The organism is Terrimonas pollutisoli, from assembly GCF_029360765.1.
In the GTDB taxonomy this organism is placed as follows: Bacteria; Bacteroidota; Bacteroidia; order Chitinophagales; family Chitinophagaceae; genus Terrimonas_B; species Terrimonas_B pollutisoli.
In genome coordinates this window covers 844,940-863,839 of the sequence record NZ_JARKNA010000001.1, presented here as the reverse complement: position 1 = coordinate 863,839, position 18,900 = coordinate 844,940, and the positions used below count along the sequence as shown (strand labels likewise).

At 41.7% G+C, this 18,900-nt stretch carries 15 protein-coding genes; 7 read left to right on the top strand and 8 right to left on the bottom strand.

The window, feature by feature from the left end; genetic code table 11:
• The first annotated feature begins 29 nt into the window (after positions 1 to 29).
• The gene (locus P2W73_RS03335; RefSeq protein ID WP_276500568.1) at positions 30 to 752 is read left to right on the top strand and encodes a YebC/PmpR family DNA-binding transcriptional regulator; all 723 of its coding nucleotides are present in this window, start codon (positions 30 to 32) and stop codon (positions 750 to 752) included.
• A gap of 37 nt (positions 753 to 789) precedes the next feature.
• Complete coding sequence (locus P2W73_RS03330) at positions 790 to 1,194, top strand: thiol-disulfide oxidoreductase DCC family protein (RefSeq protein ID WP_276500567.1); 405 nt, start codon at positions 790 to 792, stop codon at positions 1,192 to 1,194.
• Between the two features lie 95 nt (positions 1,195 to 1,289).
• Here P2W73_RS03330 and P2W73_RS03325 read toward each other — a convergent pair whose 3' ends face one another.
• From P2W73_RS03325 to P2W73_RS03310, 4 genes are all read right to left on the bottom strand, one after another.
• On the bottom strand, positions 1,290 to 2,105 hold the full coding sequence (locus P2W73_RS03325; RefSeq protein ID WP_276500566.1) for a PhzF family phenazine biosynthesis protein: 816 nt from the start codon (positions 2,103 to 2,105) through the stop codon (positions 1,290 to 1,292).
• Positions 2,102 to 2,728, bottom strand: coding sequence for a trimeric intracellular cation channel family protein (locus tag P2W73_RS03320; protein ID WP_276500565.1), 627 nt, complete (start codon positions 2,726 to 2,728; stop codon positions 2,102 to 2,104). Before P2W73_RS03320 ends, P2W73_RS03325 begins: the two co-directional genes overlap by 4 nt.
• 86 nt (positions 2,729 to 2,814) lie before the next feature.
• Positions 2,815 to 3,180: a four helix bundle protein gene (locus P2W73_RS03315; RefSeq protein WP_276500564.1), complete on the bottom strand. Its 366-nt coding sequence runs from the start codon at positions 3,178 to 3,180 to the stop codon at positions 2,815 to 2,817.
• An 80-nt stretch (positions 3,181 to 3,260) separates the two neighbouring features.
• On the bottom strand, positions 3,261 to 5,654 hold the full coding sequence (locus P2W73_RS03310; protein ID WP_276500563.1) for an alpha-ketoacid dehydrogenase subunit alpha/beta: 2,394 nt from the start codon (positions 5,652 to 5,654) through the stop codon (positions 3,261 to 3,263).
• 122 nt (positions 5,655 to 5,776) lie between these two features.
• On the opposite strand from P2W73_RS03310, the gene P2W73_RS03305 reads away from it, so the two are divergent.
• From P2W73_RS03305 to P2W73_RS03290, 4 genes are all read left to right on the top strand, one after another.
• Positions 5,777 to 6,217 carry a DUF1573 domain-containing protein gene (locus P2W73_RS03305; RefSeq protein WP_276500562.1) on the top strand — a complete coding sequence of 147 codons (441 nt, stop codon included), beginning with the start codon at positions 5,777 to 5,779 and terminating at the stop codon, positions 6,215 to 6,217.
• 12 nt (positions 6,218 to 6,229) lie between these two features.
• Positions 6,230 to 6,631, top strand: a complete 402-nt coding sequence (locus P2W73_RS03300) for a DUF1573 domain-containing protein (protein WP_276500561.1) — start codon at positions 6,230 to 6,232, stop codon at positions 6,629 to 6,631.
• A gap of 81 nt (positions 6,632 to 6,712) precedes the next feature.
• Positions 6,713 to 7,177 carry a DinB family protein gene (locus tag P2W73_RS03295; protein WP_276500560.1) on the top strand — a complete coding sequence of 155 codons (465 nt, stop codon included), beginning with the start codon at positions 6,713 to 6,715 and terminating at the stop codon, positions 7,175 to 7,177.
• Between the two features lie 149 nt (positions 7,178 to 7,326).
• The gene (locus P2W73_RS03290; RefSeq protein ID WP_276500559.1) at positions 7,327 to 7,638 is read left to right on the top strand and encodes a hypothetical protein; all 312 of its coding nucleotides are present in this window, start codon (positions 7,327 to 7,329) and stop codon (positions 7,636 to 7,638) included.
• Between the two features lie 58 nt (positions 7,639 to 7,696).
• Here P2W73_RS03290 and P2W73_RS03285 read toward each other — a convergent pair whose 3' ends face one another.
• The 4 genes from P2W73_RS03285 to P2W73_RS03270 form a co-directional block, all read right to left on the bottom strand.
• Positions 7,697 to 12,937, bottom strand: a complete 5,241-nt coding sequence (locus P2W73_RS03285) for a hypothetical protein (protein ID WP_276500558.1) — start codon at positions 12,935 to 12,937, stop codon at positions 7,697 to 7,699.
• Positions 12,938 to 12,942: 5 nt separating this feature from the next.
• Positions 12,943 to 13,971, bottom strand: a complete 1,029-nt coding sequence (locus P2W73_RS03280) for a hypothetical protein (RefSeq protein WP_276500557.1) — start codon at positions 13,969 to 13,971, stop codon at positions 12,943 to 12,945.
• A gap of 48 nt (positions 13,972 to 14,019) precedes the next feature.
• Positions 14,020 to 16,398 carry a hypothetical protein gene (locus P2W73_RS03275; protein WP_276500556.1) on the bottom strand — a complete coding sequence of 793 codons (2,379 nt, stop codon included), beginning with the start codon at positions 16,396 to 16,398 and terminating at the stop codon, positions 14,020 to 14,022.
• Between the two features lie 136 nt (positions 16,399 to 16,534).
• Positions 16,535 to 17,374, bottom strand: coding sequence for a hypothetical protein (locus P2W73_RS03270; protein WP_276500555.1), 840 nt, complete (start codon positions 17,372 to 17,374; stop codon positions 16,535 to 16,537).
• A gap of 248 nt (positions 17,375 to 17,622) precedes the next feature.
• On the opposite strand from P2W73_RS03270, the gene P2W73_RS03265 reads away from it, so the two are divergent.
• Positions 17,623 to 18,849 (top strand): pyridoxal phosphate-dependent aminotransferase, encoded by a 1,227-nt coding sequence (locus P2W73_RS03265; protein WP_276500554.1) that lies wholly within the window; start codon positions 17,623 to 17,625, stop codon positions 18,847 to 18,849.
• Positions 18,850 to 18,900: the final 51 nt, after the last annotated feature.

Here is an 18,900-nt window from a genome sequence, read left to right as displayed (position 1 = left end):
ATCAACTTATCAACTAATTAACTTATACGATGGGAAGGATTTTTGAAGTTCGTAAGTCTACCATGTTTGCCCGCTGGGACAGGATGGCCAAGCAGTTTACCCGTATTGGTAAAGAGATAATTATTGCGGTTAAGGCCGGTGGGCCGGATCCTAATTCCAATGCCGCCCTTCGCCGTTGTTTTCAAAATGCCCGGAGCGTGGGCATGCCCAAAGATCGTGTGGAAGCGGCTATTAAAAGAGCACAGGGAAAAGAACTGGTGAACTATGATGAAATTTTATACGAAGGATACGGTCCGCATGGTGTAGCGATACTGGTAGAAACAGCCACGGATAACCACGTAAGGACCGTAGCGAATGTGAAATCACATTTTAATAAAGGCGGCGGCGTGATGGGTAATAGTGGCAGTGTGGCTTTCCAGTTTAAAAAAATGGGTGTGTTCAAACTAAAACCAGAGGGATTGAATGCCGAAGACCTGGAACTGGAGTTGATCGATTATGGACTGGAAGAGCTGGGGGAAGGAACAGGCGAAAATGGCGAAGAAGTATTGGTGATACGTGTAGGCTTTACCGATTTTGGCAATATGCAAAAAGCACTGGAAGATAAAGGCATCACTCCTATCAGTGCTGAACTGGAATGGATACCCTCTACAACGGTTCCTGTTTCAGATGCGCAGGCAGAAGATGTCAGTAAACTGATCGAACGATTAGAACAGGATGATGATGTGCAAAAAGTATTTCATAATATGGGATAAAGCTTAACTAAGACCAACAATAAGTTGGTCTTTTTTTATGGAGGATTTGGCAACAAATATTGTTCTCTTTGATGGAGTGTGTAATTACTGCAATGCAATGGTAAATTTTGCTATCCGTCATGATAAAAAGGCGATCCTGAAATTTGCCCCGCTGCAGTCAAAAGCAGGAAGCCAGTTAAAAGAAAAGTATAAAATACCAGCTGAAATTGACAGTGTCATCTTTATTGAAAACAATATTGTGTACACTTATTCAGATGCAGCCATTCATATTGCAAAATATTTAAGATGGCCTGCAAAAATTTTATATGGCTTAATCATTATCCCCAAATTTATCCGCCAGCCCATTTATAAATGGATAGCGAAGAACCGCTACAAATGGTTTGGAAAAAAAGAAAGGTGTATGGTGCCTGGTGCTGAAGTCAGGCAACGGTTTTTAGTTTAAGCCACGATTGACGGAATTTATCTGCACAATAAAAACAGAAGTAGTGAATGGAACCTAAACATGGAGCGTTGCCTGATTGACGTCTGATGAGCTACTTAGTTTTGCTTGTTTTTCGGCGCGGGAATAATAATTTCTCCCTGCATATAAAATACGCACTGCCCACCCATGATCACCCGATCTCCGTGCTGCTCGCAATAAATATCGCCACCCCGCTGGGATAACTGCCTTGCCTGCATGATTTTTTTAGCAGTCTTTTCACTCCAAAAAGGAATAAGCTGGGAATGCGCAGAGCCTGTCACCGGGTCTTCATCTATACCTGCAACAGGTGCAAAAAACCTGGACACAAAATCAACCTTTTTGCCAGGGGCAGTAATAATTACTTTCAGTCCCATTTTCTTTAACGTCGTAAAATCAGGATTGGCGTTTTGCACATCTTCTTCTTTGTTCAACTCTACCAGTATATCCCGGTGTTTATATATGGCTACTATTTCATTTACGCCGAGGGCTTCCTTTAAATCCGAAGGATAGTCAGTGATCATCTCGGGCTTCCAACTTGGAAAGTCCATCAGCAACATATCCTTTTTCTTCCTTACAGTCAGCAAACCGCTTTTGGAGTTAAATGTCACCGATTTCTTTTTTTCCTTTAAAATATCAAATAATACAAATGCAGATGCCAGCGTAGCATGGCCACAAAGATTGATCTCTATGGCCGGCGTGAACCAGCGGATATCATAGTCGGCATCTTTTTTATCAGAGGGCGCAAAAAAAACTGTTTCAGCCAGGTTATTTTCCATGGCCAGTTGTTGCATCATGTCATCGGGCAGCCATTTTTTTAAAGGAACAACGGCGGCAGGATTACCGCCGAATAATTTATCAGCAAATGCATCTACCTGGAAAATTTTCAATTTCATGATTTATTTTTTTCTATATAAAATGCCGGCAATGAAAGCTTAAATCTGAATGCCAGTACACGAATGGTAAAAATAGCAATGATACAAATGATTCTCGCCAGGTCACCATCCACATTTAAATATTTTAGCAAAAAGTATAACAAACCACCTGCAATACAGGCCATGGCGTAAATCTCTTTTCGAAAAAGTAGAGGGACATTATTGAGCAACACGTCTCTTGTTACACCGCCAAAGCAGGCAGTAATAGTTCCTATAGCAATACAAATACCCATGCCAAAATCTTTTTCTATGGCTATCTCCAGCCCGATGATGGTAAACAGGCCCAGCCCCAAAGCATCAAACACAAATAAAGTGGTAGTAAATTGCCTGAGATAGCGGCTAAAAAACATCGCTGCAATGGATGATGCAAAAATGACGATAGTAGCTGTTTCATTCCGAAGCCAGCCTACCGGCAGGTTGCCAATCAATATATCCCGTAATGTACCGCCACCTATAGCCGTAACAAAAGAAAGAACCAGCACACCGAAAGGATCTAACCTTTTTTCCATGGCTGAAAAAGCGCCGGCAACAGCAAAAGCAAACGTACCCAGTATGTCAATGATATAAAGAAAATTGGTTGGCATATTTCAATAGACAATAAGCAATAGGCAATAGGCAATAGGCAAAAATAAAATCAATACTGATCTTTTGTTCATTGTAAACCTTATGCTCAATATTTTTCAGGATTTTTAATCATGTGATTTAATAATCTGCCGACTTCAGCACATTTTTCACTTAGCTCTTTATGCTTTGTATCATTAATGTATTTACAGGACAAAGAAAAATCAAGCCAGCCGGAAGTTTCTGAATTTTCCATATCGCTGTCTGAAACCTTTGATACAAAATGTGCAGAATATTGTCTTTTGCGATAAGCTTCCAATAAGCAAATGCAGACACTCCGGGATGATCTGCGAATTTGATCTGTAAGAGAAAATGTTTCTTCTTTGGGAAAGCTTTTGGAAATTTCAAATATCTCCATAGCCAGTTCAAAGGCCAATTTATAGACCCTTGTTTCTTTAACGCTTATTGCAGCCATAAATAATCTGCTACTAAGCTTTGAAGCCCTTATATGTACGCTGACTTGTCTGTTGCGTATTGCTTATTGCCTGTTGATTCTCACTCCGCCATCATTTCTTTAATGACTGCTTCAATTTCTTCTGCATTGGGTTTGCTGAAATAATCGCCATCGCTTCCGTAAGCGGGACGATGCGCCTTGCCGGTAATGGTTCTTGGGGCAATGTCGAGATATTTATAGCCACCCTGTTCTTCCATTACTTTATTAAGCATATAAGCGGCAGCACCACCCGGTACGTCTTCGTCAATAAATACAATGCGGCTTGTCTTTTTCAGCGATTCAAGAATGCTATGATTAATATCAAAAGGAAGTAAGGTTTGCACGTCGATGATCTCACAACTGATGGCTTTCTTTTCCAGGGAAGTGACGGCTTCCTGTATAATCCGCAAAGTGGAACCGTATGAAACAATCGTAATATCATTACCCTTTTTTATCACTTCAGGAATACCAAGTGGCACTGTCATTTCCAACAAATTGGCGGGCAATTTTTCCTTCAGCCTGTAGCCATTCAGGCATTCCACCATGATGGCAGGATCATTGCTTTGCAGCAACGTGTTATACATACCAGCCGCCTGTACCATGTTCCTGGGCACACAGACATACATACCCCGGAGTGAATTGATCATCATCCCCATGGGAGAACCGCTATGCCAGATGCCTTCCAACCGGTGACCACGGGTTCTTACAATAATAGGGCAGCTTTGCTGACCATAGGTTCTGTAATGCAAACTGGCTACATCGTCGCTTAATGGCTGCAAGCCATACAACAAATAGTCCAGGTATTGTATTTCGGCAATTGGCCGCAGTCCCCGTAAAGCCAAACCAATACCCTGCCCCATAATTGTTAATTCACGGATGCCCGTATCAAAAATTCTGTCGGTGCCATGTTTTGCCTGCAGACCACTGAAGCCCTGGTTTACATCGCCTATCTGTCCAAGGTCTTCACCAAATGCAATCACTTTCTCATTGTTGGCAAATAGTTGGTCAAAATATTTATTTAATACTTCGTATCCATTGATTGAGACTGCATCTTCTTCATAATGAGGTTTTATCTCTCCCACCTTTAAAGCACTCTTCGGCCCTTCATTGTATAAATACGAATTATAGAGTTCCTTATTTTCCCTTAGTAAGTCGTTATAGTAATCCTTTGTCCAAAATGCCTTATCGTTATTACCAGCAATGTCAATAGCATTATACAAGGCTTTCATAACATCCCTCCGGAATGGTTCGCGGTTGGAAGTAAGAGTGGAAGCCACTCTTTTTATCAATTGTGCCTGGTCGGGAATACTTTCAGCAAGACTGTTTAACAGATCTGAGGCTTTACTCACCTGCAGCTTGATAGGCGCCTGGTATTTTTGCCAGGCGAGATCGCGGCTCTGTTTCACCTCTTGTTTCGCCTGCTGTTCTATTTGCGATACGGTTTCTTCATCACCCAAAGCGTTTTCAATGATCCACTCCTTCATTTTTTTCAACCCATCCCATTCACGTTCCCACGCCAGCCTCTCCTGCGGTTTATAACGCTCATGGCTACCGGATGTGGAATGCCCCTGTGGCTGTGTGATTTCTTCAACATGAAAAAGCACCGGGACATGTGTTTCCCTTGCAGTCCGGATACCTTCATCAAATACTTCGCACATGCCGGCATAATCCCATCCTTTTACTTTATAAATATGAATGCCATTGGTATCATCCTCCTTTTGTAAGCCGGCCAGGGCTTCTGATATCGATCCTTTTGTTGTTTGTATTTTTTTGGGAACCGAAATTCCATAGCCGTCATCCCAAACAAAAATCACCAGCGGCACCTGCAAAACACCGGCTGCATTAACGGTTTCCCAAAAATGGCCCTCTGAAGTTGAGGCATCGCCAATAGTGCAGAAGCAAACCTCGTTTCCGTTATCAGAAAGCTGTTTCATTTTTTTTAGTTGTTCTACATTCCTGAACAGCTTTGACGCTAATGCCAGGCCGAGTGACCGCGGCATTTGAGCAGCTGTCGGCGCCATATCGCTGGCTATGTTATGGCGGTTCGCCAGGTCAACCCATTCGCCGTTCTCATCAGTAAGCGGGGTGCAAAAATGGGACACCATTTGCCGCCCGGCATTGTTGGGATCATTCTTGATATCCGGATCAGCGTATAATTGCGAGAAAAATTGCTCAACGGTAGACTGGCCTATGGCAAAATGAAAGGTCTGGTCACGATAATAACCACTTCGGAAATCGCCGGGCTGAAAAAATTTGGCCATGGCCACCTGTGCGATCTCTTTGCCATCGCCAAAAATGCCAAACTTGGCTTTGCCGGTGAGCACTTCTTTACGGGCTAACAGGCTGGCTTCCCGGCTGATGCAGGCAATACGGTAATCGCTAAGTACTTCTTCCCGAAATTTATCGAAAGATAATTTTATATCAACGGGGATCGTTAATGTAGTCGCATTATCCATGAGGCAAAAATAGGAGATTACGACCAGTTGTAAATTTTCTAAAAATTGCCTAAAAGGGCTGCAACCAATGTTTGCAATCCTCCATCTTTCGTGTAAATTTGGAGCTTCATAAAAACCTAATTATGAAAAAAATACCTGCCCTCCTTGTCCTGTTAGCGGCTTTCTTTTTTGCCGGTGCACAGAACAATTCCACCGTGGAAGACCCCTTAAAGCTCAAACAAACAGAACATGATTTTGCCAAAATACCACAAGGCAAACCCGTTTATTACAGTTTTGAAATAGTAAATACAGGCAGTCAACCGCTGAAATTGGATAATGTGCACGCCAGCTGTGGTTGCACCACCCCTGAATGGAGCCATGACGCCATCGCCCCCGGTAGCACGTCCAATATTAAAGTAGGGTATAACGCAGCAGCCGAAGGGTACTTTGAAAAAACTATTACAATCACTTACAACACTAATCAAACTAAAGTATTAAAAATAAAAGGCACTGTTTGGAAAGCTCCTGAAGGATCTGCTCCGGCAAATGCCTCTGTTCAATTTTTAAAAAACCAAACACTTTAAAATTATACCACGATGAAGAAGATTTTCCTTATTGCCTCTGCTCTTGTATTCAGCGTAGCTGTAATGGCACAAACACAATTGAAAGCTGATGATGTTGTCAAGTTTACCAGCGAAAAACATGACTTTGGTAAGATCAAGCAAGGCGTGCCGGTTACGTATTTTTTTGAGTTCAAAAACATTAGTGATAAACCTGTTGTCGTAGAAAATGCTTCCTCAAGTTGTGGTTGCACAGTTCCCGAAAAACCTGAAAAACCCATCGCTCCGGGTGCAACAGGCAAAATAAAAGTTCAATATAATGCTTCGGCAGTAGCTCCTTTCAATAAGGATGTTCACATTAAACTCGCAGGCATCGAGCAACCCAAGACCGTACATATCACCGGTGAAGTAGTAGCAGGAGATCCGGCAAAACAATAATTACCCCTTATAAACCATTGAAAAAATCCCTTCAGTCAGCTGAAGGGATTTTTTTATCTTACCACTTCATAATGACCTGCGTTGAAAGATCAACTGCTTGAAACCTGGCAAATCAACCAACAAAAAAATATCCTGCTGATTGATAATATCAGTGAAGCCGGCATGCAAAAAACGTTGAGCACCCGGGGCGGCCGAACGATCTTTCAGCAGTGGATACATATTCATAATGTGTGCATGCAACGGCTCGAAATTTGTGCAAAGGATATTTTTTCACAATATAAAATGCTGGACAAAGACCTGGAGGTTAATAAAAAACTTCTCGTTGATTCACTCAATGATTCCGCTCTAGCCATTTCTATATTACCCGGCAATTGTTATGACAATGGCGGCAAGGTAAAAGGTTTTAAAAAAGGCGTCATTCCGCTCCTCGGCTACCTTATCTCACATGAATCTCATCATCGGGGAAATATGGTTTTGACCTTAAAGCAGTCCGGCGAGAAGCTATCCGATGCCATAAAATGGGGATTATGGGAATGGGGAAAATAATGACCACCTGCCTGGCAGTTAAGATATCCCTTCAAGCCTCCTGCAAACCTTTTTTCAGTTCATTCTATCGAAATAAATGATTGTCAATCTTTATCAACAGCAATAAAAATCCGGCATGAATTTCTAAGCACTATTATAAACTTGCCGATATGACACAAGCCGAAACCTTACGCATGGAGGCTGCTTTTTCTCTTCCCGAATTAAGAACGATTGGAGCTCTTCAGCACAACTCCTTTAGTTATAATAAGACTAAAACAGATCTGTACCTCCAAAATACAATTAACAACTACCTCAAAACCCCGGAAGAAATGGATGCCGATTTTTTTCTTGAAATGAATTCGCTGAAATCACATGCCAGGGATCAATACAATAAATTGGATACAACCCGACGGCCCTGGGATAAGCATAATGAGTACATTCCCGATAACCTCCATTCAGGATTTATGGAAGAGAACTATTAGTTTCTGTTACTAAATATAAACTGATAGTAGCGAGGGCAGCTGTAGTTAACAGCTGCTTTTATTTTGTTGAAGCCATGTATCGGTTAAAAACCGGTGACTGTTGAACATGCCGGATAACCTCTGCCTGGAACTCTTCATTTTGTTTGGCTGGTCCGTTTTGAGAGGTAAAATAGATCATATAAAACTTATTATTCCGGAAGTTAAAGTTGGGATCCGTGATATCTTTTGACGATATAACAACGATCAATAATTTGGACTTGGTTTTTAATTCGTCATCACCCGTAGTACCGGTTTTGGCATAATAAAAATAAGGTGCTCCATTTTTCAGCATACTCCCAAGCCTTGCTGCCGTGCCTGCAAATAGGGCTTCCTTCATTCCCTCAAACACATTGTCCCGCATAATCGAAAGATAATGGTTATACGGAATGCTATTATCAACATCAAAAGCCTTAAAGTCCACAGGTGCCGGATGTGGATTCAACGTCAACGAATAGCTGCGGCTTTGACTGATCATTTTTCCAAAGGCATCCAGCATTTTAACAGGCGCCACCATTACCTGGCTACTTCCCTTTACATGTCCCCGGAAGCAACTGGTAAATAAATCATAGGGCACCCGATGATTGACAGCAGCGCCATGCTGATCAAATAATGAATATTCTGGTAAAATAAATCCGGATTTCTTTCCCGCTTTTAAAAACAGTAATGAGTCATAGCCGGATGAGAACATGTCAAAATTTTTATCGACGCTATGCGTGTAAATGCCGTAGTTATTTAAAAGCCCGACGGTGGTAAATGAACTGTCAAGGCCAAAATCAGCTTTGCCATTCTTATAACCGGGCCAGTTTTGAAACCCATTCAGCCAATACTGTTTACCGGTATAAGTAAAATAAGGCCAATGCAAGCCGGCCCCGGGTTTACTTTCCACAAAATAATTGGCAAGAATCTTTGAGGGGTCCTGTTTGGGATAAGAGCCCAATAACAATACATTGGAGTGATAATAATTATCAGAATATTTTAAATAATCTGCTATTCTTGTTATCCGCCCATTGTCTTTTTCAAAATCGTATTCAGGAACTTTTTCGCCGCCATAATAATTTTGCTTTTCCAAAAACCCTTCCGCACCAAACGAGTCCCAGTCCCAATTGAGCTGAGAAGCAATAGCAGAAAAAACGATCGGCTTAAAAGTAGAACCCGGACCCGGATTCATACGAAGCAGGTTGATATTGCCAATTTCTTTCCTTAACAATGATTGCGATACAAATCCGTTTTGTCCCCTGATCAGTTTATTGAATGCAGGTTTATCATTCGGATCAGGACGCTGTGATTGCCTGATAAAATCTGACAGTGCAATAATTCTTCCATCGCCATCGGCAATACAAACTCCATATTCAGCTCCTTTTTTATAAGCGGTGTCACCGGCCATCATCGATTGAATTTTGGCGGACAAAGAATTCATGATTCCAAAATCAAGCGAAACAAAGGCATGTTGCTTCGCTTTATTGGCCGCATAATCGGCCGAAACAGCTTCCGCAAAATGTCTTGCCCAAATAAACTGTTCTTTCATCGGGTACACATAATAGCGGCTGCCATTCACATAGTAATTCTTCATGAATGCATCCGGTTCTACCGTTAATACCTGCCCGGCGTTTACAGAAGTATCCGTAATTACGGCTCTGTACGGGTTAGACAATTTTATACTGTCATTGTTTTCCAACAACCGTTCAGCTGTCTCGTCTTTTACCTGCAGGGGTATGCCTGACCGGTTGATGAGGTATAAATCATGGAAAAAATTTTCGCCTTGTGAGGATGCAAATGACAGTTGCAGGTTCTTAGAAAGCATTTGCACCGGTTCACTGGTATAGTTACTCAAACTACTTTTTGAGATAACTGAACCATCCACTGCATTCCACAGGGCAACATTATAAATAGTTGTATCCCCATACAGGTTTCCTGTCCAAAACTGCTGCAGGTGTGGTGGCGGTTCCACTCTAAAATAGTTTTCATTAACGGCCAGCTGCGGATGCCCACTGTTTAAATCGAGGAATAACATATGCCGCTGATCTAAATGTTGCTGAAAACCGTTTCTCGTGTACAAACTAACCTCCTTTGCAAAAAACTTGTTGGCATCATCCAACATCCCGCTTTCTGCCATCCTGCGGAGTGAATCGCAAAACAGTCTATCTTTTTTGAAAACAGGGAGCCGCCTTGTTTTTGCTGCCGAATCAAAATAATTGAATAAAGGTTGTAGCCTGACCTGGACATAGTCATCCATTTCCTTTGCCAAATCAGCCACAGCAAACTCTTTATTCTTATTAAACCGGGGTTTGAAAATAAAAAGGAGGCCCACCAATAAGATGAATACGACCGGTACCGGAACAAGTTTCCGTCGGTTGGCATAACGCTCAACCGGAATTTGTTTAAACAACAACAGCGTTATGAGAATAAGCAAGCCTGGAAATAAAATCGATTGCTTACTTAATATACTTCCAAAGGGCAGGTCCTGTCCAAAGAAAATGTACCGGCCGGTTGCAGCGAGAATCACCAGTAGGGCAGCAGTCAGTAAATAATTGAAAACAGAAAAGCCTGTGACAACATTAGGATACTGATGATTGACACGACTGGTGAAGTCAGGATATAGTTTGTAAAATGAAACCAGGATCACAAAGGGCAATAATAATAAAGCCACATATAAAAGCACCGCCGACTTTCCATGTTCGGCAATCAAAAATCGGCTCGTCACTAAGTCAGTAGCCTGTGCATTATATTTTGCGCCTTTATTTTGTGGTGCATGTGGCAGTAAATGAAAGCCGGTATTTTGAACCTCCGGGTTGTTGCCTTCATAAATGAAAGTATTAATGAACCACTGGTTCTGAGCCGCCCTGATCACCGGTTCATAAGTCGCACCTTCCTCATAGGCACCAATGATTGCCTCATTCACCGGCGATGTCAGCACATCAATGCGGTATTTCGTCATGGCCGCCTTCTTCAAAATTTTTTCTTTGGGAAAAAAGAAAAATGCTATAAGAAAAATGGAGACAACTGTCCCTAATCCAATGAGCCTTTTCTTTTTCTGTTCAAGGGCCGGCGAGATTCGCAATACAAGCCAGGCGATAGCGAATGCAAATAATAAATATCCGGCTATATACATAGCCTGTGGCATGTTGAGCAGAAACCGGAATACAAACGGAGCAAAGAGAAGATTGAATACAAATAAGAGCAAGTAAACAACGCCTATTATTCCAAAGAGACCCGCATTTTTTTTATTTCCTGCAGATAAACCCGAAACGCCATAATTGATACATAAAAACGCTTCATTGAAAAGCAAAAAATTTAAGAATACAATCGCAAATCCAATATCAATAAACAGAAATAATGCCAAGAGGCTTATTGATAAAATGATCTTGACAGGATTATTGATAAGCAGTTGAAATTTATTGTCAGTGCCAATTCGCCACCAGCTTTCTCCTGTAACTACAACCAACGGGGACCGGCGATAAGAGATAAACAGAAAGAGGAAATAAGCGATCATTAACCCAATTGCAAGGTGCCGGTTCACACCCGGATCAAAATGATTAATGCCGGCAATAGCTCCGCAGGCTGTCAACACAACGAACCATAGGATCATGAATTCTTTCAAACCAGCTGAACGGACCATTGGAACTTTCATTCGCTGCAACCAGGCCGGGCCGTAGTCCGTTGAATTATCCCCGAATCGCTTTGCTGGCAGTCCCTTTAACGAATAGTAACAATAACGTAAGAATCCAAATCCAAAAATGACTCCCAACAATATTATGGCGAAAACAATAATGGCAAAATTCGAAACACTTAACAACTGCTGTTGAGATGGCAGGTCCATTCCTTCAAACGGAGGAAAGCTTTTATACCGCCAGTAAAGAAAGAATCTGGTCGTCACCATTACCAGCACAATACAGGAAAGTAATTGCCATAACCATTCTTGTTTTGCCGCAGGCTTGACAAGAGCAGTACAAAAAACCAACAAAATAAAAAGGACGAGACTGCCGAATAAGATGGACTGCCATTGCAAAAACGATAACTCAAAACCGGCAAACTCCCATTGAAAAGTATCCTTTATTGAAAACTTCCAATCAAACCCTCCGGCCCTGGCCGGAAGAAAAAAATCTCCGGCTTTTTGCGGAATAGTTTTCGACAGCCGATTCAATATACTAATCTTCAAATTCAACGGCTCATTACCGGGATTCTTATAATACGTAAGCAATACCGGCGCAAAACTTACGGGCTTCTCCTCTGCTGAAAACATAAAGCCCTCTTTAAAGACGGCGGGCAATTGGTGCATATCATTTGCATCCGCCATCAAAAATTTACTGACCACATGCGGCGACCAGTCAGCTCTGCTTTCTTCTGTCAAAGGATAAGCGATTGGATAACGGCTGAGTAATGAAAAGCTGTCATTCGCTCCATAGACTACTTTATATTGGTTTCGGTTGTTATCCAAAAACCCAATCCCCCAGGCTACATTAGCTTTATCGGGGAGGCTGGCAGAAAAGGCCAGGTCTTTTAGCCCTATGTTTCTGCCTTCATATTTTACAGCGTTGACTTCGGTAAAAAGCCTCCCCGACAAAAAGAATTTCAAATCCTTTCCTCCCTTTCGGGATACATCATCTCTCAATAAAAAGATATTTTTGAAGGCTGCAAGCAATTTCTCATTATCGAAGTGGTCTGAACTGATAAAGGCATCGTCGTCCCTGAAAAGATTCCATACAGAAATCCCTTTCTTTATGTCCATCTGTTTATTGAACACTTCCTCGTCAATCTTCAATTCAAACTGGTTTTCATCTTTAACCCTGATTGAAACAGAGGCTTTACCTGTAATAAAAGAAACCACATGTCCTGCCGCCGGATAATTAACAGACAGTATCCTGTAACTGTCTTCGTCATTTGCATACAGCGGATCTTCGGAATAAGCGGAATTAACAACTACTGACCCGGATTGCTTCCAAAATACAAAACTGTTCGTGGTACTATTCTCATAATTCACCGTATCACCTTTTCCCAGTTCTATTTTTTTCGTTACCGAAAAACCATCATGTTGCAGGAAATGATGATCCAGGTTACTAAACGTCTTCAATCGCAATGGTGCATGAAAGTTGATCCAGAGAAAAGCAACACATGCCATACTGATGGTGATAAAAATCCAGGGGAATCTCCTGCTTTGCCTGCCACCTTTTTCAAATTCACGATAATAGGCAAACCCATATGCCAGCAGTATCACTATGACCAACGCATAGAGAAAAGACAAACTTGTAAGGGTATTGAGCATGGAGCTTAAGATAAATTCAGGTTTGTTTCATCAAAAACAGGATAAGACAAGTTTTGGATCGACGATTTATCCAGCACCATTCGCAATACCAGTGCCCGGCTGCCATGCTCTGTATTCAATTCTTTCAGTGAAGCCGGATCGATGTGGTTCCCATTCTTCAAACTGCCGATTCGTTCCACTATTTTGCCGCCAATAGAAAGATCGCCAATGCGCAGGTATAAATATTCGCTATACAAAAGTGACAGGGAAATGAGCAGATTCAATAGTTTTTCCCGCTCTTCGGCATTGATCTTTGCCGGGTTGTTTTTGTTGGCATCGGCGATTGCTAATACCGGCTTTAAAAAATGTTCATAAGCATACAGGGCTACCGATCTTTCCGTATCCAGCAAACTTCTTACAATTTCTGTTTCTGATTTTTCCTTGTTGAATCCCGGGTAGTTCCTGATTTTATAAACTTCCATCATCTGCTGCTTTACCAGGTCGAAGTCCTGCTTACTGTTTATATAACCGGCCAACTGTTCTTCAATCTCTTCTTTTTCTTTTACGGTAGCTTCCAATTGACTCGTCAAAGCTTGTATCTTTTTTTCCATGCCGTTTGCTGATAACTTAGATTTTTTGCCCATTATTGCATTATCATTCGCACTTGCAGCGGCTATGTTCATCTCCAGGTGTTGTATCTGCCGGTTGAGCACAGAAATAGTGCGCCGGAATTTTTCCTGGCTCCTGAATAATTTATACAAAAAGAAAGCAATAACTATTAGTACGGCCGCCCCAACGATCAATAAATACAAAGACAATTCATCTTTCTGCTGTACCAGCTGCGTGGGTTCGTCTATTGCTTTTTTTGGCTGGCTGGCCATATACAATTGGATCAGCGAATCAAGCTCGGAGCGCAGCAAAACAGTATTATCACCGGCCTTCTCCTTCGCCGTTAATGTATCTGCAATGCGTAAGGTTCGTCTTGCGGGTTCTTGTCCGAACAGGAAAACCGTAAGCAAGCAGAACGAGAGCGATACTATGAGTTTTCTATACATCAGTATTATTTTTGGTTTGATATTCGTTTACTCATTCTTCGGCTACGCTCAGAATTGAAAAAATTGAAGAATGCCCGTTCTTTTCTTCTCCTGGATCATAATGCCCGATTCCTTTTCTTTGATCACATCATTGTACACAGTATTGACCGATGCCAGTTCGCCACCATGCACCGGAAACATTGAGATCGCTCTTATATCCTGCAGGGACGAATACATTTCGCCAATCGAAACCAGGATGCTGTACAAGGATTTTACATCTTTTACTTTCTGATTTTCCATCAGTCGCAGGTAAATATTGTCGCGGGTGAAATAGATATCAACTGCTTTATTTTTGAATACTTTGAGTTGCTGATTATTTCGCCTGACTACCGAGGTATTATAAAGAATGTCATTACCCGGTTGAATTTTAATCCCGCGATACAGGTAAAGATTATTATTCAGCACATCATTATTTCTCGACAGTCCTTCCTTCTCATCAATAGGGATACCAGTAAAATCGGTAATCTTGTAAGCTCCGCTGAAAGCACCGTGTATGGCAATGTTTTTATTATTGAGTGCACGACCCGGTTGAACAGTATTGATTTTTACCGGGCCAAGTAAAGCTTTCAGCTCCGTTTCCAGCTTGGCTTTCAGGTCGTCAAAATAAAAAGCCCTGCCGCTCAGCATCACCACCTTAATTCTTTTTTTGATGTCTTTTGTAATTACATCTTTTATACTGTTGATAATACTGAACACGATACAATCCGTTGCTTTTTTTATAAGCCCTGTCAGTTCATCATCCCATCGAATATTCCTGTCTTTCAAAATTGCGTCGGCGTATTGCAGTAACATCGACTGATCTTTATATAAAGTGCCTATCGCTCTTTCTGTACTTGCCGAATGTTCTGTCAAAGCGGCAAATTGGGTAATGCCAACAGCAGCCAACTGCTTGTATCGCTTTTTTTGGTTCTCGATAAGCTGGATAAAATTGAGCACATCCACCGTCAGGTTTTGATCCAGGATATGCCGGCTGATAAAATCTTTTACCGAAATTTCATTGCTGCCTGGTATTGCTTTCAGCACAATGGTCAAAAAATCTTCTACGAAACCATACGATAGTACATTTCCTGCGCCTGCAAATCCTGTCCTGAAAAAACTGGAATAGTTTTCATTATCATCGGCCATGACCATTGAAATATCGGTAGTGCCTTTGCCACAGTCAATCACCAGCGCCATTTCGCCATTTGACAATTGTACATTGGACGGATTTGTTTGCTGGTAACCCATAAAAGCTGCATCGCTTTCAGAAATTGTTTCGTATTCAATATGCAACTCACCCGTATTGATATGCAAGGAAGTTAAAAGGCTGGCTGTATGCTTTCTTAATTCATTCAACAATTCGAATACATCATGCTGGGTATAAATATTAGGAACCAGTAAGGTAACAATGATGCCTCCGCGTTGAAAATCCGGCTTGGTACTTATCATCAACCGCAACATTCTTAGCAAGACAGCGCTAATCAATTCTTTTTTGTGCGAACGAATGCTATAATCTTCTGTGTAGTTATCCAATACTAATTGCAGGCTTTTCTCAATTCCCAATTTCAGGTTAGGGATGATCTCATAATTGTCCCTGAAAGCAAGTTGAGTGGCTCCTACTTCCTGCCTGGTAATAAATAACCGGACTTCGTCATTTAATGTATCATTGGTGAAATTGAAAGGAAAATTTGCTCTGTCCAGTCTTGTCATATTTTTCCTGACAGCATAAAAGGAGCGGTACAGCAGTGGTTGTCCCTGCTCATAATTTAAAAAATCTTCACGCCGCCAATTTCTTGAACTATCTCTTCTGTTCAGCTGGCTGATAATATTTTCCAGGATATCATATTGCATTACGGATGATTGCGGACCACAGTTTTTATAGCCCACCTGGCTGGCCTCACTTCCAAAATCAATTACCACCCGCTGACACTCCCTGGAGCCGACAACTGTATATTGAAACTTACAGGACCAGGTCTGCTGGTCTTCCATTACCAGGGTAACGTAAATATTAAAGGCAGCTCTTTCTACACGGTGCTTGTAATAATTCAAACAGATTCTTTTCTGGCTGTCGGAATAATCGAGCCTTATTCCTTTCTCCTGATCTGCGAAAGGCTGTAAAGAAAAGTTATTCGATTTTGTTATCAGTAATTCAACATCATTGCCTTTCTGCTGTAATGAAATATGACATTCCCTCAGGGGAATATCCTGTTGCTCGGACGGAGCCATTTGATTTAAAACAATCTTCCCCGGGTCTTCTATTGTCAATAAGGGTGTCACAACCCGATCATCAGCAGGAACTACAAAATTATATTCAGTTTCCTCCCTGTTACCAGTAAAAGCATCCTGATCCAGCTTGGCAATAAAATAACGATCGCTCCGGATCAACAAAGGAAGATAATAGAGTGCCATGTGTTTATTTTTAAATGAATTTGATAATGTTAAACGCTTAGTCGAAATGCTTGATGCCTAACGCCTGATCCCTGGTAACTAATGGGCCCCCTGTTCTAACACTTTTTCAGTTCTCACCTTTCACTTTTCCCTTTCCTCAATCCCTGCAAAACCACCGGTCATTAAAATTTCCATAATTACTTTCCTTGTCGGATGCATAACAGAAATTAAACGCCTTCGCTTTCAGCGAGAGGAAAGAAACGGAAAGACTGTCACCCCTATACTCAGCATTAAGTTTTGATCTTACCGGTGCTGTATAATTGATATTGCTGAAATGAACCGTATCTGTATTAACAAGGCTATTTTTTTTCCAGTTTTTTACCTCCACTGCAGCTTTATCAATGTTGTACCCGGTAGAATTATCTATTACCACTTCCAGGTTGAAAAACTTGCTGCCTGAAAGACTCGTGTCCCTGTCGGCATGTAACTTCAATTGCACCCTGTCGGGCCAACTATTGCGGATACGAAGATTAGTAGCGGTAACCTTATCCAATTTCTGGCCTCTGGTCATTTCAATCTCCCACAGCAGGGAATCAATATTCATAACAGGAACATTCTCCGGATAGCCCGCTTCGATTGTTAGTGGAGTAGCATGATGCCATTTCTCCCGGGTAAAATTGTACACCAGGAATATGGCACCGGCGGTAATGAGCATAATAAATAGCTTCAACGGCCATGCCGATTGCTTAGCCTTGGGTGGTTTATGAATGGCGACAGGCTCACTTTTCCGTTCAGCTTTTTCTGCTTTTTTTAATGGAGGATTGCTGGTAATGTTGTGTTTATTGAACTCAGCGAAAGATATCCACTCGCTGGTACTAAAAACCCAAATCCTTATCTTACCGGTATCGCCGGAAGCCCGTATTAATGATTGTAACTCTTCCTTTGACTGCACTTCCCTTACCACATTCGTTCCATCAGTGAACAAATATTTTTCCATCCAGGGATTTATGTGTTTGGTTGTTTAATAGTAGAAAGCAGTCAAATAGGTTGTATTTTTTTAAAAGTGGTAAAAGAATTTTGGAATGAAAAGATACATTCTTAAACAATCGGATGGCTTCAAAAATTGTATTACAACATTTTTTTATGATTTCACAAGCAGCGAAATGCAGTAAGCGCTTTATTACATAAAATTTCACAGGGGCTGCATACTAAACGCAAATTATCAATTCCTCTTACCTTTGGAGCATGCTTACAATTTCAAAACGTGGTGAGCAGATGCCAGCCTCACCCATACGCAAACTGGTTCCTTTTGCAGAAGCAGCCAAAAAGAAAGGAACAAAGGTATATCATCTTAATATTGGCCAACCGGATATAGAAACGCCACCGGCCATTATGGATGCGGTGCGTCATACCAATATCAGGGTGTTGGAATACAGCCATAGTGCAGGAAACGAAAGTTATCGCCGCAAATTGGTGGGGTACTACAAGAAGGTGGGCTTCGACATCAATTATGACCAGATCATGATCACGACGGGCGGCAGTGAAGCCATTCTGTTTGGATTTTTTGCCTGTCTCAATCCCGGTGATGAAGTCATTATACCAGAACCGTTCTACGCTAACTATAATGGATTTGCCTGCGCAGCGGGAGTCAACGTAGTACCAATCACCTCGTATATTGAAAACGGGTTTGCCTTACCTCCTATCGAAGATTTTGAAAAAGCGATTACCGCTAAGACAAAAGCCATTCTCATTTGCAGTCCTAACAACCCTACGGGTTATTTGTACAGCCGCGAAGAAATGGAAGAACTGAAAAATATTTGCCTTAAACATAATCTTTATCTTTTCAGTGATGAAGCTTACCGTGATTTTTGCTATGCTGGTGATTATGTAAGTGCCATGCATTTGAAAGGACTGGAAGAAAACCTGGTGCTGATTGATACGATCAGTAAGCGATACAGTGCCTGTGGTGCGAGAATCGGCGCATTGATTACCAAGAATAAAGCCTTGTATGATGCAGCAATGAAATTTGCCCAGGCAAGGTTAAGTCCTCCCGGTCTGGCGCAAATCTTGGGTGAAGCAGCAATTGATCTTCCCGACAGTTATTTTGCCGCACCTAAGGCCGAATATCTTTCCCGCAGAAATTTATTGGTAAGCCGGTTGAACGCTATGCCCGGTGTATATTGTCCCAATCCCGGTGGTGCTTTTTATGCCATCGCCAGGCTGCCAATCGATGATTCGGATAAATTTTGCCAGTGGTTGCTGGAAGAGTTTTCTTACAATAACCAAACAGTAATGCTGGCACCAGCTACAGGTTTTTATGGCACAGCTGGCTTAGGTAAAAATGAAGTTCGCCTGGCTTATGTATTAAATCTTACCGCCATCAATGCAGCAATGGATTGCCTCGAAAAAGCATTGGAAGAATATCCCGGAAGAGTGGAAAAGGTGATGGAGAGAGCAAGCATGGAAAAGTAAGCTGGATTAAAAGCTTCCTATAGTAATAAGACCGGAATGAAATTAATTTCA

Coding starts and splice junctions, on each gene's coding strand:
- P2W73_RS03325 (WP_276500566.1), bottom strand. CDS start 2,105: ATGAAATTGAAAATTTTCCAGGTAGATGCATTTGCTGATAAATTATTC.
- P2W73_RS03285 (WP_276500558.1), bottom strand. CDS start 12,937: ATGCTCAATACCCTTACAAGTTTGTCTTTTCTCTATGCGTTGGTCATA.
- P2W73_RS03270 (WP_276500555.1), bottom strand. CDS start 17,374: ATGGAAAAATATTTGTTCACTGATGGAACGAATGTGGTAAGGGAAGTG.
- P2W73_RS03305 (WP_276500562.1), top strand. CDS start 5,777: ATGAAAAAAATACCTGCCCTCCTTGTCCTGTTAGCGGCTTTCTTTTTT.
- P2W73_RS03280 (WP_276500557.1), bottom strand. CDS start 13,971: ATGTATAGAAAACTCATAGTATCGCTCTCGTTCTGCTTGCTTACGGTT.
- P2W73_RS03310 (WP_276500563.1), bottom strand. CDS start 5,654: ATGGATAATGCGACTACATTAACGATCCCCGTTGATATAAAATTATCT.
- P2W73_RS03320 (WP_276500565.1), bottom strand. CDS start 2,728: ATGCCAACCAATTTTCTTTATATCATTGACATACTGGGTACGTTTGCT.
- P2W73_RS03265 (WP_276500554.1), top strand. CDS start 17,623: ATGCTTACAATTTCAAAACGTGGTGAGCAGATGCCAGCCTCACCCATA.
- P2W73_RS03330 (WP_276500567.1), top strand. CDS start 790: ATGGAGGATTTGGCAACAAATATTGTTCTCTTTGATGGAGTGTGTAAT.
- P2W73_RS03300 (WP_276500561.1), top strand. CDS start 6,230: ATGAAGAAGATTTTCCTTATTGCCTCTGCTCTTGTATTCAGCGTAGCT.
- P2W73_RS03335 (WP_276500568.1), top strand. CDS start 30: ATGGGAAGGATTTTTGAAGTTCGTAAGTCTACCATGTTTGCCCGCTGG.
- P2W73_RS03290 (WP_276500559.1), top strand. CDS start 7,327: ATGACACAAGCCGAAACCTTACGCATGGAGGCTGCTTTTTCTCTTCCC.
- P2W73_RS03275 (WP_276500556.1), bottom strand. CDS start 16,398: ATGGCACTCTATTATCTTCCTTTGTTGATCCGGAGCGATCGTTATTTT.
- P2W73_RS03315 (WP_276500564.1), bottom strand. CDS start 3,180: ATGGCTGCAATAAGCGTTAAAGAAACAAGGGTCTATAAATTGGCCTTT.